This window comes from Variovorax glacialis (genome assembly GCF_051216375.1).
Taxonomy (GTDB): Bacteria; Pseudomonadota; Gammaproteobacteria; order Burkholderiales; family Burkholderiaceae_C; genus Variovorax.
Genome location: NZ_JBPJZT010000001.1, coordinates 197,899 through 218,817 on the forward strand (window position 1 = coordinate 197,899; position 20,919 = coordinate 218,817).

At 67.7% G+C, this 20,919-nt stretch carries 21 protein-coding genes; 10 read left to right on the plus strand and 11 right to left on the minus strand.

The window, feature by feature from the left end; genetic code table 11:
• Window positions 1-7: 7 nt before the first annotated feature.
• Both ACSFBL_RS00975 and ACSFBL_RS00980 read right to left on the minus strand, forming a co-directional pair.
• Entirely contained in the window at window positions 8-1,636 is a 1,629-nt protein-coding gene (locus ACSFBL_RS00975) for an FAD-dependent monooxygenase (RefSeq protein ID WP_435513863.1), read from the minus strand.
• A gap of 202 nt (window positions 1,637-1,838) precedes the next feature.
• Complete coding sequence (locus ACSFBL_RS00980; protein ID WP_435513864.1) at window positions 1,839-2,480, minus strand: glutathione S-transferase family protein; 642 nt, start codon at window positions 2,478-2,480, stop codon at window positions 1,839-1,841.
• A 152-nt stretch (window positions 2,481-2,632) separates the two neighbouring features.
• Here ACSFBL_RS00980 and ACSFBL_RS00985 point away from each other — a divergent pair, with 152 nt between their 5' ends.
• Window positions 2,633-3,691 (plus strand): catalase family peroxidase, encoded by a 1,059-nt coding sequence (locus ACSFBL_RS00985; protein WP_435513865.1) that lies wholly within the window; start codon window positions 2,633-2,635, stop codon window positions 3,689-3,691.
• Window positions 3,692-3,741: 50 nt separating this feature from the next.
• Window positions 3,742-4,236 (plus strand): cytochrome b, encoded by a 495-nt coding sequence (locus ACSFBL_RS00990; protein ID WP_435514510.1) that lies wholly within the window; start codon window positions 3,742-3,744, stop codon window positions 4,234-4,236.
• An 18-nt stretch (window positions 4,237-4,254) separates the two neighbouring features.
• On the opposite strand, the gene ACSFBL_RS00995 is transcribed toward ACSFBL_RS00990, so the two are convergent.
• The 4 genes from ACSFBL_RS00995 to ACSFBL_RS01010 are packed head-to-tail and all read right to left on the minus strand — an operon-like array spanning window position 4,255 to window position 7,722.
• Complete coding sequence (locus ACSFBL_RS00995; protein WP_435513866.1) at window positions 4,255-4,770, minus strand: V4R domain-containing protein; 516 nt, start codon at window positions 4,768-4,770, stop codon at window positions 4,255-4,257.
• On the minus strand, window positions 4,763-5,551 hold the full coding sequence (locus tag ACSFBL_RS01000) for an aspartate/glutamate racemase family protein (protein ID WP_435513867.1): 789 nt from the start codon (window positions 5,549-5,551) through the stop codon (window positions 4,763-4,765). Before ACSFBL_RS01000 ends, ACSFBL_RS00995 begins: the two co-directional genes overlap by 8 nt.
• 2 nt (window positions 5,552-5,553) lie before the next feature.
• Window positions 5,554-6,942, minus strand: coding sequence for an FAD-binding oxidoreductase (locus ACSFBL_RS01005; RefSeq protein WP_435513868.1), 1,389 nt, complete (start codon window positions 6,940-6,942; stop codon window positions 5,554-5,556).
• Between the two features lie 24 nt (window positions 6,943-6,966).
• The gene (locus ACSFBL_RS01010; protein WP_435513869.1) at window positions 6,967-7,722 is read right to left on the minus strand and encodes an HpcH/HpaI aldolase family protein; all 756 of its coding nucleotides are present in this window, start codon (window positions 7,720-7,722) and stop codon (window positions 6,967-6,969) included.
• Window positions 7,723-7,986: 264 nt separating this feature from the next.
• Here ACSFBL_RS01010 and ACSFBL_RS01015 point away from each other — a divergent pair, with 264 nt between their 5' ends.
• The 8 genes from ACSFBL_RS01015 (at window position 7,987) to ACSFBL_RS01050 (ending at window position 16,664) form a co-directional block, all read left to right on the plus strand.
• Window positions 7,987-8,682 (plus strand): GntR family transcriptional regulator, encoded by a 696-nt coding sequence (locus ACSFBL_RS01015; RefSeq protein ID WP_435513870.1) that lies wholly within the window; start codon window positions 7,987-7,989, stop codon window positions 8,680-8,682.
• Window positions 8,683-8,770: 88 nt separating this feature from the next.
• Complete coding sequence (locus ACSFBL_RS01020; protein WP_435513871.1) at window positions 8,771-10,360, plus strand: ABC transporter substrate-binding protein; 1,590 nt, start codon at window positions 8,771-8,773, stop codon at window positions 10,358-10,360.
• Window positions 10,361-10,401: 41 nt separating this feature from the next.
• Window positions 10,402-11,418, plus strand: a complete 1,017-nt coding sequence (locus ACSFBL_RS01025; protein ID WP_435513872.1) for an ABC transporter permease — start codon at window positions 10,402-10,404, stop codon at window positions 11,416-11,418.
• The gene (locus tag ACSFBL_RS01030) at window positions 11,415-12,329 is read left to right on the plus strand and encodes an ABC transporter permease (protein ID WP_435513873.1); all 915 of its coding nucleotides are present in this window, start codon (window positions 11,415-11,417) and stop codon (window positions 12,327-12,329) included. Before ACSFBL_RS01025 ends, ACSFBL_RS01030 begins: the two co-directional genes overlap by 4 nt.
• 1 nt (window position 12,330) lies before the next feature.
• Window positions 12,331-14,187, plus strand: coding sequence for a dipeptide ABC transporter ATP-binding protein (locus ACSFBL_RS01035; protein ID WP_435513874.1), 1,857 nt, complete (start codon window positions 12,331-12,333; stop codon window positions 14,185-14,187).
• Window positions 14,188-14,309: 122 nt separating this feature from the next.
• Window positions 14,310-14,759, plus strand: a complete 450-nt coding sequence (locus ACSFBL_RS01040) for a MarR family winged helix-turn-helix transcriptional regulator (RefSeq protein ID WP_435513875.1) — start codon at window positions 14,310-14,312, stop codon at window positions 14,757-14,759.
• Window positions 14,760-14,787: 28 nt separating this feature from the next.
• Complete coding sequence (locus ACSFBL_RS01045; RefSeq protein ID WP_435513876.1) at window positions 14,788-15,345, plus strand: isochorismatase family protein; 558 nt, start codon at window positions 14,788-14,790, stop codon at window positions 15,343-15,345.
• A complete protein-coding gene (locus ACSFBL_RS01050; RefSeq protein ID WP_435513877.1) occupies window positions 15,342-16,664 on the plus strand; it encodes an MFS transporter in 1,323 nt (440 codons plus the stop codon). The genes ACSFBL_RS01045 and ACSFBL_RS01050 overlap by 4 nt, the downstream gene beginning before the upstream one ends.
• Window positions 16,665-16,736: 72 nt before the next feature.
• Here the strand turns inward: ACSFBL_RS01050 and ACSFBL_RS01055 are convergent, their stop codons facing one another.
• The 5 genes from ACSFBL_RS01055 to ACSFBL_RS01075 all read right to left on the minus strand — a co-directional run bounded on the left by ACSFBL_RS01055 (window position 16,737) and on the right by ACSFBL_RS01075 (window position 20,886).
• Entirely contained in the window at window positions 16,737-18,473 is a 1,737-nt protein-coding gene (locus ACSFBL_RS01055) for a RecQ family ATP-dependent DNA helicase (RefSeq protein WP_435513878.1), read from the minus strand.
• Between the two features lie 146 nt (window positions 18,474-18,619).
• On the minus strand, window positions 18,620-19,513 hold the full coding sequence (locus ACSFBL_RS01060) for a YihY/virulence factor BrkB family protein (RefSeq protein ID WP_435513879.1): 894 nt from the start codon (window positions 19,511-19,513) through the stop codon (window positions 18,620-18,622).
• Between the two features lie 22 nt (window positions 19,514-19,535).
• Window positions 19,536-19,823, minus strand: coding sequence for a hypothetical protein (locus tag ACSFBL_RS01065; RefSeq protein WP_435513880.1), 288 nt, complete (start codon window positions 19,821-19,823; stop codon window positions 19,536-19,538).
• Between the two features lie 9 nt (window positions 19,824-19,832).
• On the minus strand, window positions 19,833-20,705 hold the full coding sequence (gene ku, locus ACSFBL_RS01070) for a non-homologous end joining protein Ku (protein ID WP_435513881.1): 873 nt from the start codon (window positions 20,703-20,705) through the stop codon (window positions 19,833-19,835).
• Between the two features lies 1 nt (window position 20,706).
• Window positions 20,707-20,886, minus strand: a complete 180-nt coding sequence (locus tag ACSFBL_RS01075) for a DUF3606 domain-containing protein (RefSeq protein WP_435513882.1) — start codon at window positions 20,884-20,886, stop codon at window positions 20,707-20,709.
• Window positions 20,887-20,919: the final 33 nt, after the last annotated feature.

The window sequence follows — 20,919 nt, forward strand, 5'->3', positions numbered from 1 at the left end:
TCCTGAACTAGTGCGCCGCGGCCCGGCCCGTGACGTGCCGCATCAGCTTCACGCCGTCCTGGGGCCACGTGTCGCCGCGCCAGGCCACGTGCTGGTCGGGGCGGATCAGCGTCAGGCGCGACAGGTAGAGACCGGGCAATCCGGGCTCGCGCGGCTGGATCACCTCCAGCGGCACGCCCGCCAGCTGGGCCGACCGGCGCGCCGCCTCGATGTCCTCCGGACTCGCCTGCCCGCTGTCGAGCAGCGTGAAACCCTGGCCGAAGTGGTCATAGAGCGAAGTGCCGTCGTGCAGCCACGCATGCGGCGCCAAGTGGCCGGGACGCGCGGACGGCACGTAGTTGAGGAAGTCCGGCGCGGGCGCCTCGCTGCCGTCGCTCACGATCACGGGGGAGTTCTCGTAGCGGTAGCCGAGCACCACGCCGAGCGTGTTGAACTCGCGCAGCTTGGCCGCCGCGACCCGCGCGCCCACCGCCGCGCGCAACGCCGCCCCGCCCTCGTTGTCGTCTTCCAGGCCGTCCTGCCAGAGCTGATGGCCGAGCGTGCCGTGGTTGGCAACCGCCTCGCCGATCACGTAGCGATGCACCGGCGCACGTTCGGCCGCGTAGCTGTCGAGCAGTGACGCACCGCCCCAGCCCTGCACGATGGCCGCCAGCTTCCATCCGAGGTCGACACCGTCGGCCACGCCCATGTTCATGCCGTATCCGCCCATCGGCGGGTGCAGGTGGCAGGCGTCGCCAGCGAGAAACACGCGGCGGTCGCGATAGCGGTCGGCGACCAGGCTGCTGGCCACCCATTCGTCCGAGCTCAGGACTTCATAGGGCAGGTCGATGCCGGTGGCCTTCCGGATGAGGTCCGGTGCCGTGCCGACGTCGAACCTGGCGTCCTTCGCCACGGCCGTGGGCATGAAGAACCATTTTTCGCCCCGGTCCATCGGGCCGATGATGCTGGGCACGTCGGCGTTGACCTGCCAGTACATGATGGCCGGCCCGTGCCTGTGCGCCTGCGCGAGCCCCGGCGCGCGGAACACGACGTTGTAGTTGCGAGAAAGGCCGTAGGTGCCTTCCATCCTGGCGCCGATGGCCTCGCGCACGAAGCTGCGGGCGCCGTCGGCACCGACCATGTAGTCGCTGCGCACGATGAAGTCGCGGCCCGAGGCGGCATCGCGGATGCGCGAGTTCACGCGCTGGCCGTCCTGCTCGAAGCCCAGCAGCTCGCAGTTGAAGCGGATCTCGACGCTCGGCAGCGACTGCGCATGTGCGCGCATCACCTCTTCCACCGTGTACTGCGGGATCCATTGCGAATGCTCCGAATACAGGGGGTTCTTGCCGGGCGCGCAGTAGAGCGCATTCTCGAAGCGCGCCAGCTCGTGGCCCGCCAGGCGCGTCACGAACAGCACGTTGGAGGGGTAGTCGATACCCAGCGGCGACAGCGCACGCAGCTTGTCCGCGATGCCCCAGCGGCGCAGGTGCTCGCGGGTGCGCAAGTTGGTGGTCTTGGCGCGCGGCGCATAGCCGACGCGGGCGTTGCGCTCGATCACCAGGCAAGGAATCGACCGGTGCCCCAACTCGATGGCAAGCGCCAACCCGGTCGGCCCCGCGCCGACGATCAGGACTCGCCTGTCGACTGCATCACTCACGTTGTCCCCATCTATCAGTTCGAATGTGGGGCGATCGTAGGGAGGCCAGGGTGCATCCAGAAGATGCAAAAAACGATGCACTGATCAGGCAAACGCATCACTGGCATCGCGCTTGTCCCGGCGACGCCGGGGCGTTCTTGCTGCGCGGGAATTTCGCAGCCCTAGGGGTGCTGACCCTCCGCAACCCGTTCGATGCCGGGCATCAGGCAAGCAGAAGCGGCATGCCGGGGTCGCCCTTCTGCATGGCGCGCTGGTACGCCTCCCGCCCCGAAACACGCTGCAGGTAGGCCAGGATGGCCGGATACGGCGTGAGGTCGAAGGGCATGAAGTAGCGCATCGTCGTCAGCGAGAAGAAGGTCATGATGTCCGCGGCGGTGAAGTTCTCGCCGGCCAGGAACGGGACATCGCCGAGGCGCTTCTCGATCAGCGCGAAGGCGCCCACGAGCCGGCCTTTCAGGCGGGCGGCGATGGGGTTGTCGATCGGCAGATCCAGCCGCCGCAGGATCATGTTGCGCCCCATGCTCGGCTGGAAATTCCCGTTGGCGTAGTGCCACCAGAAGATGTAGTCGACGTAGTCCGGATGGTCCGGTCCGAGCGTCAGCCGCCCCTGGCCGTACTTCGCGATGACGTATTCCACGATGGCGCCGGACTCCGCGAGCAGGACGTCGCCATCGCTGATCACGGGTGCCGTGCCGAGCGGGTGCAGCGCGACGAGTTCCGGCGGTGCCAACGCCGTGACGGGATCGCGCACATAGTGCTTGAGCTCGTACGTCAGGCCGAGCTCTTCGCAAAGCCACACGATGCGTTCCGATTGCGACTTGCCGAGATGGTGGACGGTCAGCACGGTGTTTCCTTGAAGGTGGCGATGCTCGATCATCGCACCCGCTTCGTGCGCGGCCAGCGCGACGGCTCCGCCGCGGCTTTGGCCCTGCCGATGGATAAACCCGCAGCGAACTGTTAGATTGCGCGCACGCGCCCCGCGTTGGAGGGAATTCGATGATTCACCGCCAGCCCGCATCCGCCGGATCGACCGTGATGCGCCTCGTGCTGATCGCAGCGATCGTCGTCGTGATCGCCGCTGCCTTCGGGTACACCGGGGGATGGTTCTCGCCCGCCCGCCTGACGCCTGACAAGATCGTGGACACCCTGGCGCCACCCGCCGGCGCAGCGCTGGGTTTCCGCCGCAATCACGCGAAGGGCATCTGCTTCACCGGCACCTTCGAGGCCAACGGCGCGGGCGTTGAATTGTCGAAGGCACAGATCTTTTCGAAAGGCGCCTATCCGGTGACCGGTCGATTCAATCTGGCGGTGGCCGACCCGAAAACCGAAGACGCCAACTCGCGCGTGCGGGGCCTGGGCCTGCGCATCCAGTCGCCGGACGGGCAGGAGTGGCGTTCCGCCATGATCGATGCGCCCTTCTTCCCGGTCGCCACGCCGCAGGACTTCTACGACCTGCAAATGGCATCGCACTCGAAGGATCCCGGCGCCATGAAGGCCTTCGCGGCCGCCCATCCCGGCCTCGGAGCGTTCGGCGCATGGGCGGGCAGCGCACCCTTCACCGCCTCCTACGCGGAGGACCGCTTCAACAGCCTGAACAGCTTCGTGTTCACCAACGCCCAAGGCCAGGACCAGACGGTGCGCTGGTCGTTCGTGCCCGCCGCGACGCCGGTGGCCGTCCCGCCCGATGAACTCAAGAAGCGCGGCCCGGATTTCCTGAGCGAGGACATCACCGAAAGGGTGGCCCGATCGCCCCAGCGCTGGACCTTGACGGTGGCGGTGGCCAATCCCGGGGATCCGACTGCCGACCCGACCAAGGTGTGGCCTGACGACCGCCGCAAGGTCGATGTCGGCTCGCTCGTGGTCCAGAAGATCGAGCCGGAACGCGATGGCCCCTGCCGCGACCTCAACTTCGACCCCGTCGTGCTGCCCTCGGGCATGCGCACTTCCGACGATCCCTTCCCGGCCGCGCGATCGGCCGCGTACTCGGTGTCGTACAACCGCCGGACGGCCGAAGAGAAGGACTATCCCCGCACCACTTCGGGAGCCAAGCCGTGACCCAGGATCTCCAGCGGTTCACGCCGGTGCAGCGCGCGCTCCACTGGCTCATGGCGGTCTGCATCCTGGCGATGCTCTTCATCGGCATCGGCATGGTCACGACGGTTCGCCCCGTGTACCTGACGCTGGTGGACATCCACAAGCCGCTCGGCATCGCCATCCTGGTGCTCGCGGTCCTGCGGCTCATCGTGCGCTGGCGCGTCGGCACACCCCCATTGCCACTCGACATGCCCGCACCGATGAAGCTTGCCGCGAAGCTCTCGCATGTCCTGCTGTACCTGCTGATGATCGCGATGCCGCTGATTGGATGGGGCATGCTCTCGGCTGCCGACTATCCGGTGGTGGTTGCCGGCTTGCGCCTGCCGGCCATCGTGCCGCCCAACGCCGCGGTGCACAGCATGCTGTGGGACGCGCACATGTTCCTGGCGATGTGCTTCTTCGTGCTGATCCTGATGCATCTGTCGGCCGCGCTGTTCCATGCGTGGATCAGGCGCGATGGCGTGTTCGAGTCCATGGCCCCCGTTTCCACCCCGGGGCGCGACTGACGCCGCAAGGCTGAGCGACTAAGTCGCGCGCGCCTCGAAGGTGCAGGTCGCGTGGTGCTGCGCCGCGCACCGCAGCTCGCTGCTCTGCGCCGGGCGGCCCAGCCAGAGGTCCGCCAGACCGCGCAGCATGCCCTTCACCGCATGGCAGACAGGCTGCTCCGAAGGACCGAAGGACTGCGCAAACGGGCTGTTGTGCACTTCCAGGCGCAATCGGTCTCCGTCCTTTTCGAAACGCCAGGTGCCCCAGCCGAGCTGCGGCGACGTGCGCTCGATGATCGCCAGCAGCATGTCGACATCGCCGCCGCCGTGCGCCAGATAGGCCCGCGCGCTGTCCGAGCCCTGCTCGTGCACCGCCTGTTCCAGCGCGCCCAGCGCGAGTGCGCGCGTCTCCGGCGGCAGCAGGCGAAACATCGTCATCAGGGCATCGGGCCGCAGCAGCAGATAGCGGCGAGGTCCATCGCGCAGCTCGCCCGCCGCATCGTCGAAGACGAGCCTGTCCTTGAACGCCGGCACCGGGTCGCCCGCATCAGCCATGGTTCAGGAACTCGTCCAGGGTCTTTTCGTTCGGCAGCGCGAACCCGGAGTGCGCGACGCGGCTCGTGACCCCGGCACCCAGGCGGCGGAGCCTCACGGCCATTTCGGCGGCCTTCAGGACCACGGTCACGCCGTTGACGATGGGTGCACCGTCCACGTGGGCGCCCGGTGCGCCGAACAGCATCATGGGAATGCCGCCGGTGGGCACGATGACGTCGGCGCCCATGTCCATCAACCGGCGGGCTTCGCGCACGAACACCTCTTCGAGTTCCGCCTTCTTCTCGGCGGAGGCGAAAGCCTCCATCCAGTCGGCCATCGAGGCGTTGACGGCGCGAATCCCGGCCACGCGCTGCTGCAGGCCGTAGCGCTGGACCTGGTCCGTGTGCGTCGGGATGAAAGCGTGATTGATGGCCAGCAGCCCCAGCCTGCGCCCGAGCGTGCAGGCATGCAGCAGGCTGGTCTCGCCCAGCCCCAGCACCGGGATGTTGACCGAGGCGCGCGCCTCGTAGAGGCCGACGTCCTGGAAGTGGTTCATGAAGAACACGTCGTAGCCCTCGCGCTCGGCGCGGATCGCGTTGCGGATCACCTCGCGCGAAAAGCGGAACTCGGACAGCGCGTGGACCGTCGTCACCGAGGGCGTGGTGGTGTGGAACTCCACCTCGAACTCCGGGTCGACGCAGGCCTGCATGTGGGGCAGCAGGCTTGCGAGATAGGTGCGATGGCCCGTCTGGTCGGTGGCGCCCTGCGCCCAGATGCGGAACCTGGTCTTCGATGCGTTCATGCTCAGATCACCTTGCCGGGGTTGAGGATGCCTTTGGGGTCCAGCGCGTGCTTCACGGCGCGCATCGCCGCGAGTTCCGCGGGGCTGCGCGTGTGGCCCAGCACCTTGCGCTTGAGCAGGCCGATGCCGTGCTCGGCGGAAACGGCGCCGCGATAGCGCCGTGTCAGGTCGTACACCACTTCCTCGATCTGCGCGCGGGTCTCGGGCCGGCCGCCATCGGCATGCGCGATCACGTGCAGGTTGCCGTCACCCAGATGACCGTAGACGAGGGCCGTGCCGTCCGGCCACCTTTCGCGCAGCAGGGCTTCGCACTCCAGCGCGGCACGGCCGATGTCCGCTATCGCGAAGCTCACGTCGAACGCCGCCATGCCGGGCAGCAGCATGGGGAATTCCGCGGTCGCATCGCGCACCGCCCACAGCGAGCGAGCGTCGGTGCTCGAGCGCGCCACGGCCGCATCCTCGATCACGCCTTCTTCCAGCATGCGGGCCAGGAACTCGTCGAAGGCCACCGGGTGGTGGACATCGTCGGCGCCCGCGCTCTCCATCAGCACGTTCATGGCGTGACGGTCCGGCAGGGGTGCGCGCAGGCCCTTGACCTTCTCCATCATGAAGTCGAGGTAGCTGGGCCACATCACCTCGAAGGCCGACACGCCGCCGGGCAGTTCCGCCTTCGCGCGCTGAAGCAGCGTGGTCACCGCGTCGTAGCTCGGCAGGCCGCACCAGGCGGTGGACACCGATCGCGGCTGCGGATGCAGCTTCAGCACCACGCGCGTGACGATGCCCAGCGTGCCTTCGGCGCCGCCCAGAAGGTGGCGGAAGTCGTAGCCGGTGTTGTTCTTCACCATCTTGTGGAGGCCGCCGACCACGCTGCCGTCGGCGAGCACCGCCTCGATGCCGAGCACCTGGTCGCGCATCGTGCCGTAGCGGATGACCCGGTTGCCGCCGGCGTTGGTCGAAAGATTGCCGCCGATGGTGCAGGTGCCGCGCGCACCCAGGTCCAGCGCGAACAGAAAGCCCGCTGCCGCGGCGGCTTCCTGCACCGCCTGCAGCGTGCAGCCGGCCTGCGCGGTGAGCGTGCCGGAGATCGCATCGACCTCCTCGATGGCATTCATGCGCTCCAGGCTCACCGCGACTTCGTCGGGTCCGCAGCAGGCGCCGCCGGCAAGGCCCGTCAGCCCGCCCTGCGGAACCACGGGCTGCCCGAACTCGTTGCAGATCTGGAGCATGCGCGCGAGTTGCTCGGTGGTGCGGGGGCGCAGCAGCGCGCGCGGCACGCTGGCCGGCACGCCGCTCCAGTCGCCGTGGCGCCTGTCGGGAATGGCCGCGCCGGTGGCGACGAGATCGGTGCCGAGCGCCTGGACCAGGGCATCGACGGCTTGTTCAGTACTCATGCGGAAGGTCTTTCTTCAGGAAGATCAGGACCGGGCCGCCTGCATCGCCTGGGCGAAGCCGCGTGCCGCGAGGCCGATGTCGTTGGCGACCACGGCCAGCTCGTAGCCGTCCGCGAAGGCCTGGCGGGCGGCTTCCGCGTCGGAAGTGAACAGGCCGCAGGGGAGACCCTGCTTGTGAGCGACGTCTCGGATGCGCGCGCAGCAGGCTTTCAGTTGCTCGGCGCTCGCATCCGTCATCGACAGCGCCAGGTCGCCGGTGCCGATGAAGATGAAGTCGATGCCGTCGACGGCGCAGATCGCCTCGGCGTTCTGCGCGCCCAGCGCGGTCTCGATCATGGCGCCCACGGCCACGTGCTGGTTGACGGCCCGCATGCTGTCGATGCCGGCCAGCAGTGGCCGCACGCCGCCGCCCGAGCGGCGGCCCTGCGGCGGGTAGCGGCCCGCGCTGGCCAGGACGCCCGCGTCCTCCGCGGTTTCGACCAGCGGCGCCATGACCGCGGCCACGCCTGCATCGAGCGCAGCGCCGACGGCTGTCGCGGAGAAATCAGCCGTCCTCGCGATGACGGAAGTGCGCGCCCCTGCGATGCCCGCGGCGGCCTCGAGCGGTCCGCGCTCCCACAGGCCATGCTGGAGGTCGACCACGATGGCCGCAGGCGCCGACCCGGCCGCGATCTCGGCCAGCGCGGCACTGCCGAGCGCCAACCACACCAGAGGCAGGACAGCGCCACGTTCCAGCCGGGGCTTGAAGGGATGCTGGAAGGGCGGTGCTTGCGAATTCATGGGTAGAAACGCTCCGCCGCTTTCGCCCCGGCCGAGGCGGCCGGGAAACAAGGATAAAAGCGGTTGACAACAGTATATTGTTCGTGCCACATTGAAGTCAATGTACTTTAAGCCTCAACTAAATTGGCAATCACTGGCGAAGCGCCGAAGCGGCTTTTCCAGAGAGGCGAATGCATTTCTTTCTCGTTTGGGCGATCAGCGCGGGCGAATCGGGAACGAAAATCCGACGGCGGATCGACGTCAAACCGTATACGGAAATTGACCGTGGCGCGCTCGACCTCACCCCTGAAGGCCCTGCCCGAAGCGCAGCCGCAGAGCCGCCAGAGCCTGAGCGCCATCGCCTACGACGCCCTGCGCAGCCGTCTTCGCACGGGCCTCGTCACGCCGGAAGATCGGATGGTGGATCTCGAGATCGCGGCGCAGTTGGGCATGTCGCGCATGCCCGTTCGCGAGGCCTTGCTGCAACTGGTGGCGGAGGGCGTGCTGGTCAGCACGGCGCGCGGCTATCGCATCCCCACGCTGGACCCGAAGGACGTAATGGAAGTCTTCGAGCTGCGCAAGCTGCTGGAGCCGCGTGCCGCGGCGCTTGCCGCCCGCGACCTGTCGCGCGCCGGCATCTCGAAACTGAGCGCGGCCTTGAGCGAGGCCAAGGCGGCCCAGGACTCGGAGGATTTCCCGCGCCTGTTCCGTGCCAACGTCGATTTCCGCGAGACCTGGCTGGGCGCGGTGCGCAACAAGCGGCTGGCGGCGGTAATCATGCGCTGCTCCGACCAGGTGCTGACGGTACGCATGTCCACCTTGCGCGGGCCCGAGATCCATCCGGTCGTCGTCGCAGGGCTCAAGGAACTGCATGCGAGCTTTGCGCGCCACGACTCGGTCGCGGCCCACGACAGCATGTTCCGGTTCGTGCTGGCTGCGGAGCGTGCCTACGCAGCCCTGAGCGAAACGGATGCGCCATGAACACCGTCCGTCGCACGCACCGCGCGCCGCCACTGAACGCCAGCTTCCCCTCCCCGTCCCTCCCCTTCATCGAGAAGAGAAACGCACCATGACAGACTTCCAATTCCCGCGCCCCCAGGATGCCGAGCTCCAGCGGGCGTTGCAGGACCCGGCCCGACGCCATCTGCTGCTCGGCGCGCTCGCCGCCGGTGCGGGCTCGCTCCTGCCGTGGCAGATGGCCGGCGCGCAGACCGTGGACAAGTCCACCCTGGCCATCGCCTACCCGGTGGACGTGCCGACGTGGGACCCGAACGCGCTCTCCATTCCCAACATCCAGAACCTCTACCAGTCGGTCTTCGATTCGCCGCTGCGCTACTCGCCGCAACTGAAGCTCGAACCGCGCCAGGTGAAGGAGTGGAAGTGGCTCGACAACAGGGCGACCCGGCTCGAGATCACCCTGCGCGACGACATCCTGTTCCACGACGGCACACGCCTGACGATGGACGACGTCCGCTACAGCCTGTCCGAACGCGCCAAGGCCGACAAGAAGCTGCTGGTCGGCGGCATGCTCAACACCCTGGGCGACGTCGAGGTGAGTGCGCCGACCAAGGGCGTGCTCGTGTTCAACCGGCCGACGCCGGCCGCGCCGATCTACCTGGCCTTCCTGGCCGTCTACGTGGTGCCCAAGGCCTACATGGAAAAGGTGGGCGCCGAAGGCTTCAACGCCAAGCCGATCGGCGCCGGGCCCTACCGCATGGTGGAGCACCAGCGCGGCTCGCGCATCGTGCTGGAGGCATTCGACAAGTACTGGGGCGGCGTGCCCGCCATCAAGCAGGTGGTGTTCCAGATCGTGCCGGAAGGCTCGGCGCGCGTCGCACTGGCCGAGTCCGGTCGGGTCGGCATGGCCACGCAGCTGCCGATGCGCGAAGTGCAGCGGCTGGCGTCGAAGACCGGCATCATGACCAAGGTCTATCCGGTCTCCGAGGTCTACATGATCCGGATTCCCAACTACGTGAAGCCGATGGACAACGACCACGTGCGAGCGGCCATGCACCTGTCCATCGACAAGGCGGCGCTGTCCAAGGCTTTCTACGGCGGCGTCGCGAAGCCGCTGTCGGTCATGACGCCCGAAGGCACACCCTCCTACGTGCCCGATTTCAAGTTCCCCTACGACAAGAACAAGGCCATCGAGGAACTGAAGGCCGCCGGCTTCAGCCCTTCGAACCCGGTGTCCTTCACGCTGCTGTCCACCAACGGCGTGTTCCCGAATGACTACGACATGGCGCGCGCCATCGCCGGCATGTGGAAGGCCGTCGGGATCAACGCCACCATCGAGGAAACCACGCCGGCCAAGCTGGTCGAGGCGGCGCAGAACGGCAAGCTCGCGGGTCCCCTCCTCTACAGCTGGGTCAACAGCACCGGCGACCCGGAGAACTATGCCGGGCGAATCTTCGATCCGCGCCTGCGCTTCTCGACCTGGAAGGACATGACGCTCGCCCCGCGCATCGATGCCCTGATGACCGAGGTCGACGAGACCAAGCGCATGGCCGGCTACAAGGCGCTGAACGTCGAATCGTCGCAGCAATCGTGGGCCATCCCGCTGCTGCAGGCCGTGGCCACCACGGCCTATTCGTCGGCGTTGCAACCCACCCTGTTCGACAACGGCTACATCCTGCCGGCGGACATGAAGTACCGCTGAGGCGCCTTCACCCCTGACAGACTGCGCGCAGGCTCCACAGCATGTTCCAGATCATTTCCGCGATCGTCCTGCGCCGGCTGCTGCTGGCCATCCCGACCCTGCTGCTGCTGTCGCTGGTGGTGTTCGTCGTGCTGCGCATGCTGCCGGTGGATCCGCTCGCGATGCTGCTGCCCGCATCGGCCACGCCGGCCGACGCGGCGGCGCTGCGGGAGCAACTCGGTTTCGACAAGCCCGTGCCGCAGCAATTCCTGATCTGGCTCTGGCAGGCCTTCAACGGCAACCTGGGCACTTCGATCAACTTCCGCCAGCCGGTCGCTCACCTGATGCTGTCGTCGCTCCCCGCCACGCTGGAGCTGACGCTGGCCGGCCTGCTGCTCGCGCTGCTGATCAGCGTGCCGGGCGGCGTGCTGGCCTATGCGCTCTACCAGCGCCAGCGCGAGACCGTGGCGGACCTCGCGGTCGCGCTGATGCAGTCGATCCCTTCCTTCCTTTGGAGCCTGCTGCTGATCCTGGCCTTCGGCGTGCTGTGGCCGGTGCTGCCCTTCAGCGGACGGGTCGGCGAAGGCGTCGTGCTGCCCGACATCACAGGGTTCGCCGTCATCGACCTCCTGCTGGTGGGACGCTTCGAGGCCTGGCTTACCGCGCTGTCGCACCTTCTGCTGCCGGCGCTCGCCCTGGCCCTGGGCTTCGCGCCGCTGGTGATCCGGGTGCTGCGCTCCAGCCTGATCGACGCCGCCAACGAACCCTATGTCGAAACGGCGCGGCTGCGCGGGCTGTCGGAAACGCGCATCGTGTGGCGCCACATGCTGAAGAACGCGGCATTGCCCACGATCACGATGATCGGCGTGCAGTTCGGTTTCCTGTTCGGCGGCGCGTTGCTGGTCGAGATGATCTTCGGCTTTCCCGGCGTCGGGAACCTGATGGTGCAGGCGGTGAAGGGCAACGACCTGCCCTTGATCCAGGGCATTGCGCTGATCTTCTGTGTGCTGATGCTGGCGATCACGGTGATCGTCGACGTTCTGTATGCCGTGTTGAACCCGCGACTGAGAACGCTATGACCGCCACTGCCATGATCACATCGTCGGCCCCGACCGGCCCCTCCGTTTCCGTCACCCGCGGCGCGTTGCGCCAGTTGGGTCGGCAGCCCCGCGTGTGGGTGGGCGGCGGCATTCTTCTGGTGGTGCTGTTGCTGGCCGTGTTCGCGCCTTGGGTGGCGCCGCACGATCCGCTGGACCAGGACCTGCTGCACATGCTGACGCCGCCGATGTGGTCCCCGGGCGGCGACGCCGCATTCCCGCTGGGCACGGACGGCCTGGGCCGCTGCGTGCTGTCGCGCGCGATCTACGGCGCGCGCGTGGCCTTGACGGTGGCCGTCGTCGCGGCGCTGGGCTCGATGCTGCTGGGAAGCACCCTGGCCATGCTGGGGGGCTATTTCGGTGGCGTGGTGGATCGCGGCATCAGCTACGTGGTCGACCTCTGGATGTCGTTCCCGCCGGTGGTGCTTTCGCTGATCCTGCTGGTCGGCCTCGGCACCGGCGTGGACAAGGTGATCCTGGCCGTGGTGCTGGTGGACTGGACCCGCTTCTGCCGCGTGATCCGGGCCGACGTGCTCGTCACCCGACGGCGCGACTACGTGCTGGCGGCGCGGTTGCTCGGCTTCGGCCATCTGCGCACCATGCTGCGCGAGGTGCTGCCGGCGGTCGTGCCGCTGATGATCACGCTGTTCTCCATCGAGATGGGCATCGCCATCGTGGTGGAGGCGACGCTGTCCTTCATCGGTCTCTCCGTGCCCGCGCAGGTCACGACCTGGGGGCAGATGCTGGCGGACGGCCGCACCGACATGCAGAGCGCCGCCTGGGTGATGCTGGTGCCGGTCGCCTGCATCATCTTCACGGTGCTCGGCTGCAACCTCTTCGGCGATGGTGTCCGCGTGGCGCTGGACCCGCGGCTGCGCCTGCGGAGCGAATGACATGCTCGGCATCTCCCATCTCACACTGACGGCCCGCCTCGGCGGCGCGAAGGTCGATCTGCTGCGCGACGTCTCGCTGACGCTGGAACGCGGCAAGGTCCTCGGGCTGGTCGGCGAATCCGGCGCCGGCAAGAGCATGATCGGCCGCGTGATCTCGGGCCACATCCCGGCCGGCTTCGAGATCACGCACGGCGACATCAAGTTCGACGGCATGGACCTGCTGACGCTGGGCACGCGGGCCTGGCGCCAATTGCTCGGACGGCGCATCGCCTTCGTGCCGCAGGAACCGCTGACCGCGCTGAACCCGGTGCTGACCATCGCCCAGACCTTCGACGAGCACCTGGCGCACCTGGGTGTGCCGCCCAAGGGGCGCCGACGTCTCATGCTGAAGCAACTGGAATCGGTGCACCTGCCGAAGCCCGACGAGCTGGCGGATCGCTACCCGCACGAACTCTCGGGCGGCCAATGCCAACGTGTGCTGATCGCGATGGCTTTCGTGGCCAACCCGGCGCTCATCGTGGCCGACGAGCCGACCACCGCCCTCGACGTCGTCAGCCAGGCGAACGTGCTGCAACTGCTCGCCGAGCAGCGGCGCATTCACCAGACGGCCATGCTGCTGATCACGCACGACCTGCGGCTGGCGGCCCACGTGTGCGACGACATCGCCGTGTTCTACGCGGGCGAGCAGGTCGAATACGGACCGGCGCGCGAAGTGCTGCGCCGCTCGCGCCACCACTACACCTGGGCGCTGGACCACGCCACGCCCGACGTGCATGGGCCGCAGCGCGTGCTGCCGACCTTGGGCGGACAGATGCCGGGCGTCGCCGCGCTGGGCGCGATCACCGGATGCCGCTTCGCCGCACGCTGCCCGCAGCGGCAACCTGCGTGCACGCTGCAGCCGCCTGCACTGGTCGAAGAGGCCCCCGGACATTGGGTCCGCTGCATCGCGCCTCGCGAGCATGCTGAAGGCCAGTCGGCTGAAGACGACAGTCGGAGTGCGGCCTGGAAAGCACCGAGCGGTGACCCCGGTGCGCCGCCGCTGGTGGAACTCCAGGACGCCACGTTGCGCTACACCGCGCGCCGGGGCCTGCTGGGTCGGCGCAAGGTGCACAACGTCGCAGTCAACCGGCTCTCGCTGAAGGTGCAGCCCGGCGAGTTCGTCGGCATCGTGGGCGAAAGCGGCAGCGGCAAGAGTTCGGTGGCGCGCCTGATCGTCGGCGCCGAATCGCTCACCAGCGGCCGGCTGCTGCTGGAAGGGCAGGAACGGTCGAGCGCCCAGGCCTTGCGGCTCACGCGCGAGCAGGTGCAGATGATCTTCCAGGACCCCCACTCCGCGCTGAATCCGCGCCGTTCGGTGTTCCGGTTGCTGACCCAGGCCTACGAGTCCGACCAGATGGCGGCGAAGCTCGAGCGCAACCCGCGCGAGCAGCAGGCCCGTCAGCTGCTGAACGACGTCGGCATGCCGGAGGACGCGCTCACGCGCTTTCCAAGCCAGCTCTCGGGCGGGCAGAAGCAGCGCGTGAACATCGGCCGGGCGCTGTGCGTGATGCCGAAGCTGCTGGTGGCCGACGAGATCGTCTCGGGGCTCGACGTGTCGGTGCAGGCCCAGGTGCTGAACCTGCTGATCGAACTGGGACGGCGCCACGGGATCGCGCTGGTGCTCATCTCGCACGACCTGTCGGTCGTGCGCTACCTCTGCTCGCGGGTGGTTGTCATGCAGCGTGGCGACGTCGTCGAGGAAGGCGAGACCGCGGCGGTCTTTGCCAACCCGCGCCATCCCTACACGCGCTCGCTGCTGGCCTCCGTGCCGCCGGCAGATCCTTCCGTTCCGTGGCCGCCTGCGCCGATGGCGCATTGAGCGCATTCGCCTGACGCCCCGGACGCACTGACCGGCCTGGGTAGCCGGAAACCACGTGCCGGTCAGGGTGAAGATAGGAAGCTAAACTTCGTAGTTCTCCTGTCCAATCCCCTGCACCGGTCATGACCGTTCAACTCGCCGAACCGACCACCGAAGCCGCCCATGCACTCGCGGTCGATCTGCGCATGCTCGCGTCGCAGTTGCGCCGGCGGTTGCGGCAGGAAGCCTCCGTCGCCGACTGGACCGAATCGCAGCGTGCGGTGCTGCTGAGACTGGAGCGCCAGGAGATCGCCACGGTGACGGAACTGGCGACGGCCGAAGGCGTGCGTTCGCAGTCCATGGGCGCCACGGTGGCCGCGTTGATCGAGGCCGGCTACGTCAGAGGCGGACCGGATCCCGCGGACGGGCGACGCACGCTGCTGTCGCTCACCCCACAGTCGCGCAAGGTGCTGCGGCAGGTCCGTGCCGCGCGCGAAGACTGGTTGCAGCGCACTATCTCCGCCCGCTACTCCCCCGCCGAACAGAAGCAGCTGGCTGCCGCCGTGCAGCTCCTGCAGCGCCTGCTCGATTGAACCCCTCCCACGACGACGAAAGATTCCCATGCCGCTGTCCAAGCTCGACCCCCATCCCGCCCTCGTTCTCATCGACCTCCAGAAAGGTATCGTCAGTCTCCCGACGGCGCATCCGACCTCCGACGTGGTGGCGCAGGCCGCGCGACTGGCCGCCGCTTTCAGGCGCCGCGGATGGCCGGTCGTGCTGGTGAACGTGGTGGGCGCCGCGCCCGGTCGCACCGATCCGCAACCCGCACGGCCCGCGCCCGGCGCCGACTGGGCCGAACTCGTGCCCGAACTCGACGCGCAACCGCAGGACATTCGCGTCAGCAAGAAGACTTGGGGCGCATTCACCGGGACCGGCCTGGAAACGGCCTTGCGCGAACGCGGCGCGACACAGGTGGTGCTGGCCGGTGTCGCCACCAGCATCGGCGTCGAATCGACGGCTCGCCAAGCGCAAGAGCTCGGCTTCAACGTAGCCCTGGTGGTCGACGCGATGACCGACCTCAACGAGCAGGCGCACGCGAACAGCCTGGCACGCATCTTCCCGCGGCTGGGCGAAACCTGTCGCACCGAGGACGTCCTGGCCTTGGTGGAGGCCGCTTGAGCGAGACCTTCCGTTCGCTTCGCATCCGCAACTACCGCTTGTGGGCGGCCGGTGCGCTGGTTTCCAACATCGGCACGTGGATGCAGCGCACCGCGCAGGACTGGCTGGTCCTGACGCACCTGACCAACCACAACGCCACCGCGGTGGGTATCGTGATGGCACTGCAGTTCGGCCCGCAGTTGGCGCTGTTGCCGTTCACCGGGCTCGCTGCCGATCGGCTGAACCGGCGCAAGTTGCTGATGTTCACGCAGGCCGCCATGGCGACGCTCGCGCTCGGCCTGGGGCTGCTCACCATCAGCGGCATGGCGCAGCTCTGGCATGTCTACGTTTTCGCGCTGCTGCTGGGTTGCGTGGCGGCGTTCGACGCGCCGGCGCGCCAGACCTTCGTGGCGGAGCTGGTGTCGGATGCCGAGCTCTCGAATGCGGTGGCGCTCAATTCCACTTCCTTCAATGCGGCCCGCATGGTGGGTCCGGCCGTGGCCGGCGTGGTGATCGCGGCCTCGGGTCCGGGCGAGGCCTTCCTGCTCAACGCACTGTCGTTCGTGGCCGTGCTGATCTCGCTCGCCTGCCTGCGAAAGAGCGAACTCTTCTCGCGCCACAGTGCGGAAGGGCGCAGGAATGCGAGCCTGATGGACGGCTTCCGCTATGTCTGGAACCGGCCTGACCTGCGCGCGGTGCTGTCGATGCTGTTCCTGGTGGCCACCTTCGGCTTGAACTTCCCGATCTTCATTTCCACCATGTCGGTCGGTGCCTTCCATGGCGGACCCGGACAGTACGGCCTGCTGTCGTCCACGATGGCCATCGGCTCGGTGACAGGGGCACTGCTCGCGGCACGCCGGTCGAAGCCGCACCTGGGCCTTCTCGTGGTCGGCTCGGCGGTGTTCGGCCTGGGCTGCCTTTCGGCCGCGCTGATGCCGCATGTCGTCGCGTTCGGCCTGGCCCTTGTCGTTACCGGTGTCGCGGCACAGACGCTCACCACCTCCACCAACAGCCTGGTGCAGCTTTCGACCGACCCCGCGCTGCGCGGCCGCGTCATCGCGATCCTGCTGGCAACGCTGCTGGGCAGCACGCCCATCGGCGCACCGGTGGTGGGATGGGTTGCCGACACATTCGGCCCGCGCTGGGCGATGGGCGTGGCCGCCGCCGCGGGGCTGGCGTCGGCGTGCATCGGGCTGCGTTACCTGGTGAGGTACCAGGGACTGCGGCTGCGCGTGGAGAGGCGTCGGCTGCGTTGGACTTTCCGGCCAGTGACGACGCCGGCGTCCGCAGGCGCGGGCGCAAGCGTGGCGGGGACGGTTCCGGGGCGCCCTGCGCCCTGAGCATTCCCGACGAGCCTATGGCGGCGTTGCCACGTTGAGCGCTTGCATCGCCCGACTTCGCAACACGCCTCCTCAGCCGCCAGCCTCGCTGGGCCTTGCAGCGGCCTGCCGCGCCGGGCGCACGAAGTCCGGGTGGAAGGAGCGCCTGCTTCCATCCGAAAACTCGATGTCGACCGCCAGCGTGTCCGCGGCGACCACCTGGCCGACGCCATATCGCCGGACGCGCACCATCGCCTCCGGCCGAAACCTGGACGTTACCGTGGCGCGTCTCTCCGACAGGGCGTCCGGCGCCTCTTCAGCCCTGGCCTGCGCGCTGGCGAGGGCGATGCGCCTGCAATTGTCGCAGCGCGTGCAAGGTGCCGTGCGAGGCTCGCCCTCCAGATGCGCCAACAGCACCTGCCACCGGCAGAGGCCGGTCTGCGCATAGAAGACCATGCCCTCCAGCGTGGCCTGGTCATGTTCGCGTTTTTCCCGGTATTGATCGAGCATGGCCGAGAGGTCGCCGGCCGCGACGGCCTGACGCACGACCGCAAGGCCGCCATCGGCGCTTTGGCGCACGATCCGCCGTTGGCGCAACAGGGCCAACGCGACGTGGACCTTCGTGCGAGGCGCCTGAAGCTTTTCCTGAAGCGCCTGCAGCGTCCATCCGGCCGCGTCGGGCGGCGCCGAACGCAACGCGGCATAGACGTCATTTAGCTCCTTTGCATCGGGATAGCGGCCCGCGAGGAAGAACTGCTGCACTGCACGGTCGCGCCGCTGAAACAGCAGGACGCAATGGGCCGGTGCGCCGTCGCGCCCTGCCCGACCCGACTCCTGGTAGTAGCTCTCGAGCCCGGACGGCATCTGGTAGTGAAGCACGAAGCGGATGTCCGGCTTGTCGATGCCCATGCCGAAGGCGTTGGTCGCCACCATCACGCGGACCTGGCCGCTCATGAAGGCGTCTTGCGCCTGCCGGCGCTCCTCGCCACCGAGCTTTCCGTGATACAGGGATACCGTTTCACCCGCGGCCTCCAGCGCCGCATGCACCGCTTCGGCCGACTTGATGGTGGCGGTGTAGACGATGCCACTGCCAGCGAAATCCTTGACCAGCGCCAGCGTGCGCTCGCGCTTTCGGTCTTCGGTCGCAAGCTGCTCGACGGCGTAGCGCAAGTTGGGCCGGTAGGTGCCCGTGTCGAGCAGGCCGGCCCTGGGAATGCCCAGGCGTGCCATCACGTCGCGGGCGACCTCGTCGCTCGCGGTGGCCGTGAGGGCCAGCACCGGCGGCCTGCCCAGGGCGCGAAGCGCAGCCTCGATCTCGAGGAAGGCGGGCCGGAAGTCGTGGCCCCATTGCGAGATGCAATGCGCTTCGTCCACGACGAGCAGCGCCGTGGCGCCGGTTTGCAGCAGGGCCATGAACGCCTTGTTGGCAAGCCGCTCGGGCGTGGTCAGGACGATCCGTGCCGAGCCGTCCTGGATGGCCGACTCCGCCGCTTCGATTTCTTCGGCCGGGCACTGGCTGTTGAGCTGCACCGCGTCAATGCCGTTCTCTCGCAGCTTCTCGCACTGGTCCTTCATGAGGGCGATGAGGGGCGACACCACGACCGTGCGCCCTTCGAGAAGAACGGCCGGCAGCTGGTAGCACAGCGATTTGCCGGCGCCGGTCGGCATCACGGCCAGGGTCGAGTGGCCGTCGAGGACCCGGGCGATGACTTCGCGCTGCCCGGCGCGCAACCTCCGCAGGCCGAAGACCTTCCGCAGCGTGCTTTCCACTTCACGGCCCATCGGAATGCCCGACAGGTGCTCGGGCACGCTCGCGCTGCTTTCAGCCATGGGGTCCCTTCGTTGACTGTTGGATCGATCACTCTATGGATCGCGCCGGCGGGCAACGTAGTCCCGGGCGCACCGGGCCGTGTAGGCGGTTTCTGCAGCACCTTGCGGCACCCCATGGCATCTGCTCTGCCATCCCGCGTGGCCTGTCACGGCGCAAGCGGCTGGGCTGGCGGTTCCGCGCGTTCGTGCAGCACCGCGTTGAGCTCCGCACCGAAGATCAAGGTGGTTGCGCTGATGTACAGGAACACCAGCGTCGCGACCACGCCCGCGAAGCTGCCGTAAACGAGGGCCAGTTTGCCCGCGTTGCGCAGCGTGTATGACAGGGTCGCGGCGGCCGCCACCCACAGCGCCGCTCCGACGAGGGCTCCGGGAAGCACGGTGCGCAGCCCTTGGCGAATGTCCGGCAGCCAGGCGTAGAGCAGCGCATACAGGACGGTCAGCGCCACGAACGCCAGGCCGTAGCGCACGCCGTTGTTCAGCCAGAGCGCCTCCTGCCCCACACCCACGTTGGCCTCCAGCAGCTGCCACACGAGCGGCATGATGATCACCGAACTGAACGCGGCCAGGATCCCGGCACCGACGACCACCGTGAACAGCGTGACCTTGAGGCGGGCCTTCCAGAACGGGAGGCCACGCTGGATGCCATACGAACGGTTGAGCGCCGTGCGCACGGCCTGCAGGCCCGACGAGGCGGTCCACAGGGTGGCTATCACGCCGATGGTCAGCAGTGCCTGGTTGCGCTGGGCCAGGACCTGATCGACGACCGGCTGCATCGCATCGCGCACCACCTGCGGCGCGTAGCCCAGGACGCGCGCAGCCAGCGCCGCGGCATCACCGGGCTGCCCGAGGAAGCCGGCGGCCGCGGACAGCAGGATCAGGAGCGGAAACATCGCGAGCACCGACGAAAACGCCAGGCTGCCGGCCTGGTTGGCGCTCTGGTGCAGGATGTAGTTGCGAATGGCCAGCACGACCACGCGAAGGCCCGGCGTGGCCATCGCGGCGCGCCACACATGGCCCCAGGCATTGCCAAGGCGACTCATGGACTGACGCTTCAAAGGTTCTTCACCGCGCGGCAGGCAGGTCGCCGAAACCGAAGCGACTGCCCGAGCGCGTCGGTGCGCGTTCGGAGTCGGCCGCTTCACGCGGCCCTTCGTCCAGGTCGCCGACCAGGCCTTGCAAGGCCAACAGGCCATCGGCCATTGCTTCGCGGTAGGTCGCCTGCGTCTTCGGGGAGACCTTGATTTCGGTCCACCGCGAAGGCTTCGACGCGTGCTCGATCAGGACCCATCGATATGCGCCCTCCCCCGTCGCATCGACGTAAATGGCTATTCGACGGATCGAGGCGGGCATGCGCTTCGGTCAGGCCGCTTTGCGCGCCTTCCTGGCAGGCGCCTTGCGCGGCGCTTTTTTCGCGACCGGCTTCGAGCCCTTGCCACCCTTGAGGCTCCGGGCCAGCAGTTCCGTCAGATCGATGATCTCGGCGCCTTCGGAAGGTGCCTCCTCTTCCGGCTGGATCACCGTTTCGGTATCCCCTGCCTTCACCTTCTTGTCCACGAGCTTCATGACCTCGTGCTTGAACTCGTCCTTGAAATCTTCGGGTTTCCACTCACCCGACATGTCCTTGACGAGTTGCTCGGCCATCTTCATTTCCGCGGCGCTGATGTTTGCGCCCTTGGTGCCGGCAGACGGCAGGTCCAAGCCTTCCAGCGATTTCACCTCATCGCCCCAGCGAAGCAGATTCAGCACGAGCGCCTTGTCGCTGGGTACGAGCGCCGCCAGATGCTGCTTGGTCGCGATCACCACCTTGGCCAGGCCGATCTTGCCGCTCTTGAGGAGGGCCTCCCTCAGCAGCGCATAGACCTTCTGACCCTTGTTGACCGGGGCCACATAGTAGGGCCGCTCCAGATAGACGAACGGGATCGCATTGGCGTCGACGAAGCGCTGGATCTCGATGGTCTGCGTCGTGCGCGGGTAGATCTTTTCGATCTCGTCGGGCGATATGACGACGTACTTTCCGTCCTCGTACTCGACACCCTTCACGATGTTGTCCTTGTCGATCTCCTTGCCGGTCTTCTTGTTGATCCGCTTGTAGCCCACCGGATCCATCGTCCGCTTGTCCAGCCAGTCGAAGTCCACGCCTTCCTCGGTGGTGGCGGTGTGGAGGCCGACCGGGATATGGACCAATCCGAAGGTGATCGCGCCCTTCCAGAGGGTTCTACTGCCCGTCGCCATCTCACCGCTTTCCGAGAAATTCGGCGACTCTGTCGGCCGACACGCCGACCTCGGCAACCGCCTTGCGGAGGTCTTCCTCGGTCACATCGAAACGCTGAACCCAGTAGCGGACTTCGTGCGCTTCGTTGATGTTGATGCGGCTGCGGTCCTGTGCGCCGCGGTTTTCCAGGTCATCTGCCATGACGATCTCCTTTTGATGCAACGTCAGAATCTA

Excerpts from the sequence above, each read along its gene's own strand:
- ACSFBL_RS01045 (WP_435513876.1), top strand. The coding sequence starts at position 14,788 with ATGCCGCTGTCCAAGCTCGACCCCCATCCCGCCCTCGTTCTCATCGAC.
- ACSFBL_RS01000 (WP_435513867.1), bottom strand. The coding sequence starts at position 5,551 with ATGAACGCATCGAAGACCAGGTTCCGCATCTGGGCGCAGGGCGCCACC.
- ACSFBL_RS01010 (WP_435513869.1), bottom strand. The coding sequence starts at position 7,722 with ATGAATTCGCAAGCACCGCCCTTCCAGCATCCCTTCAAGCCCCGGCTG.
- ACSFBL_RS01040 (WP_435513875.1), top strand. The coding sequence starts at position 14,310 with ATGACCGTTCAACTCGCCGAACCGACCACCGAAGCCGCCCATGCACTC.
- ACSFBL_RS01005 (WP_435513868.1), bottom strand. The coding sequence starts at position 6,942 with ATGAGTACTGAACAAGCCGTCGATGCCCTGGTCCAGGCGCTCGGCACC.
- ACSFBL_RS00985 (WP_435513865.1), top strand. The coding sequence starts at position 2,633 with ATGATTCACCGCCAGCCCGCATCCGCCGGATCGACCGTGATGCGCCTC.
- ku (WP_435513881.1), bottom strand. The coding sequence starts at position 20,705 with ATGGCGACGGGCAGTAGAACCCTCTGGAAGGGCGCGATCACCTTCGGA.
- ACSFBL_RS00990 (WP_435514510.1), top strand. The coding sequence starts at position 3,742 with ATGGCGGTCTGCATCCTGGCGATGCTCTTCATCGGCATCGGCATGGTC.
- ACSFBL_RS01035 (WP_435513874.1), top strand. The coding sequence starts at position 12,331 with ATGCTCGGCATCTCCCATCTCACACTGACGGCCCGCCTCGGCGGCGCG.
- ACSFBL_RS01075 (WP_435513882.1), bottom strand. The coding sequence starts at position 20,886 with ATGGCAGATGACCTGGAAAACCGCGGCGCACAGGACCGCAGCCGCATC.
- ACSFBL_RS01025 (WP_435513872.1), top strand. The coding sequence starts at position 10,402 with ATGTTCCAGATCATTTCCGCGATCGTCCTGCGCCGGCTGCTGCTGGCC.
- ACSFBL_RS01060 (WP_435513879.1), bottom strand. The coding sequence starts at position 19,513 with ATGAGTCGCCTTGGCAATGCCTGGGGCCATGTGTGGCGCGCCGCGATG.
- ACSFBL_RS01020 (WP_435513871.1), top strand. The coding sequence starts at position 8,771 with ATGACAGACTTCCAATTCCCGCGCCCCCAGGATGCCGAGCTCCAGCGG.
- ACSFBL_RS01055 (WP_435513878.1), bottom strand. The coding sequence starts at position 18,473 with ATGGCTGAAAGCAGCGCGAGCGTGCCCGAGCACCTGTCGGGCATTCCG.
- ACSFBL_RS01030 (WP_435513873.1), top strand. The coding sequence starts at position 11,415 with ATGACCGCCACTGCCATGATCACATCGTCGGCCCCGACCGGCCCCTCC.
- ACSFBL_RS00995 (WP_435513866.1), bottom strand. The coding sequence starts at position 4,770 with ATGGCTGATGCGGGCGACCCGGTGCCGGCGTTCAAGGACAGGCTCGTC.
- ACSFBL_RS01065 (WP_435513880.1), bottom strand. The coding sequence starts at position 19,823 with ATGCCCGCCTCGATCCGTCGAATAGCCATTTACGTCGATGCGACGGGG.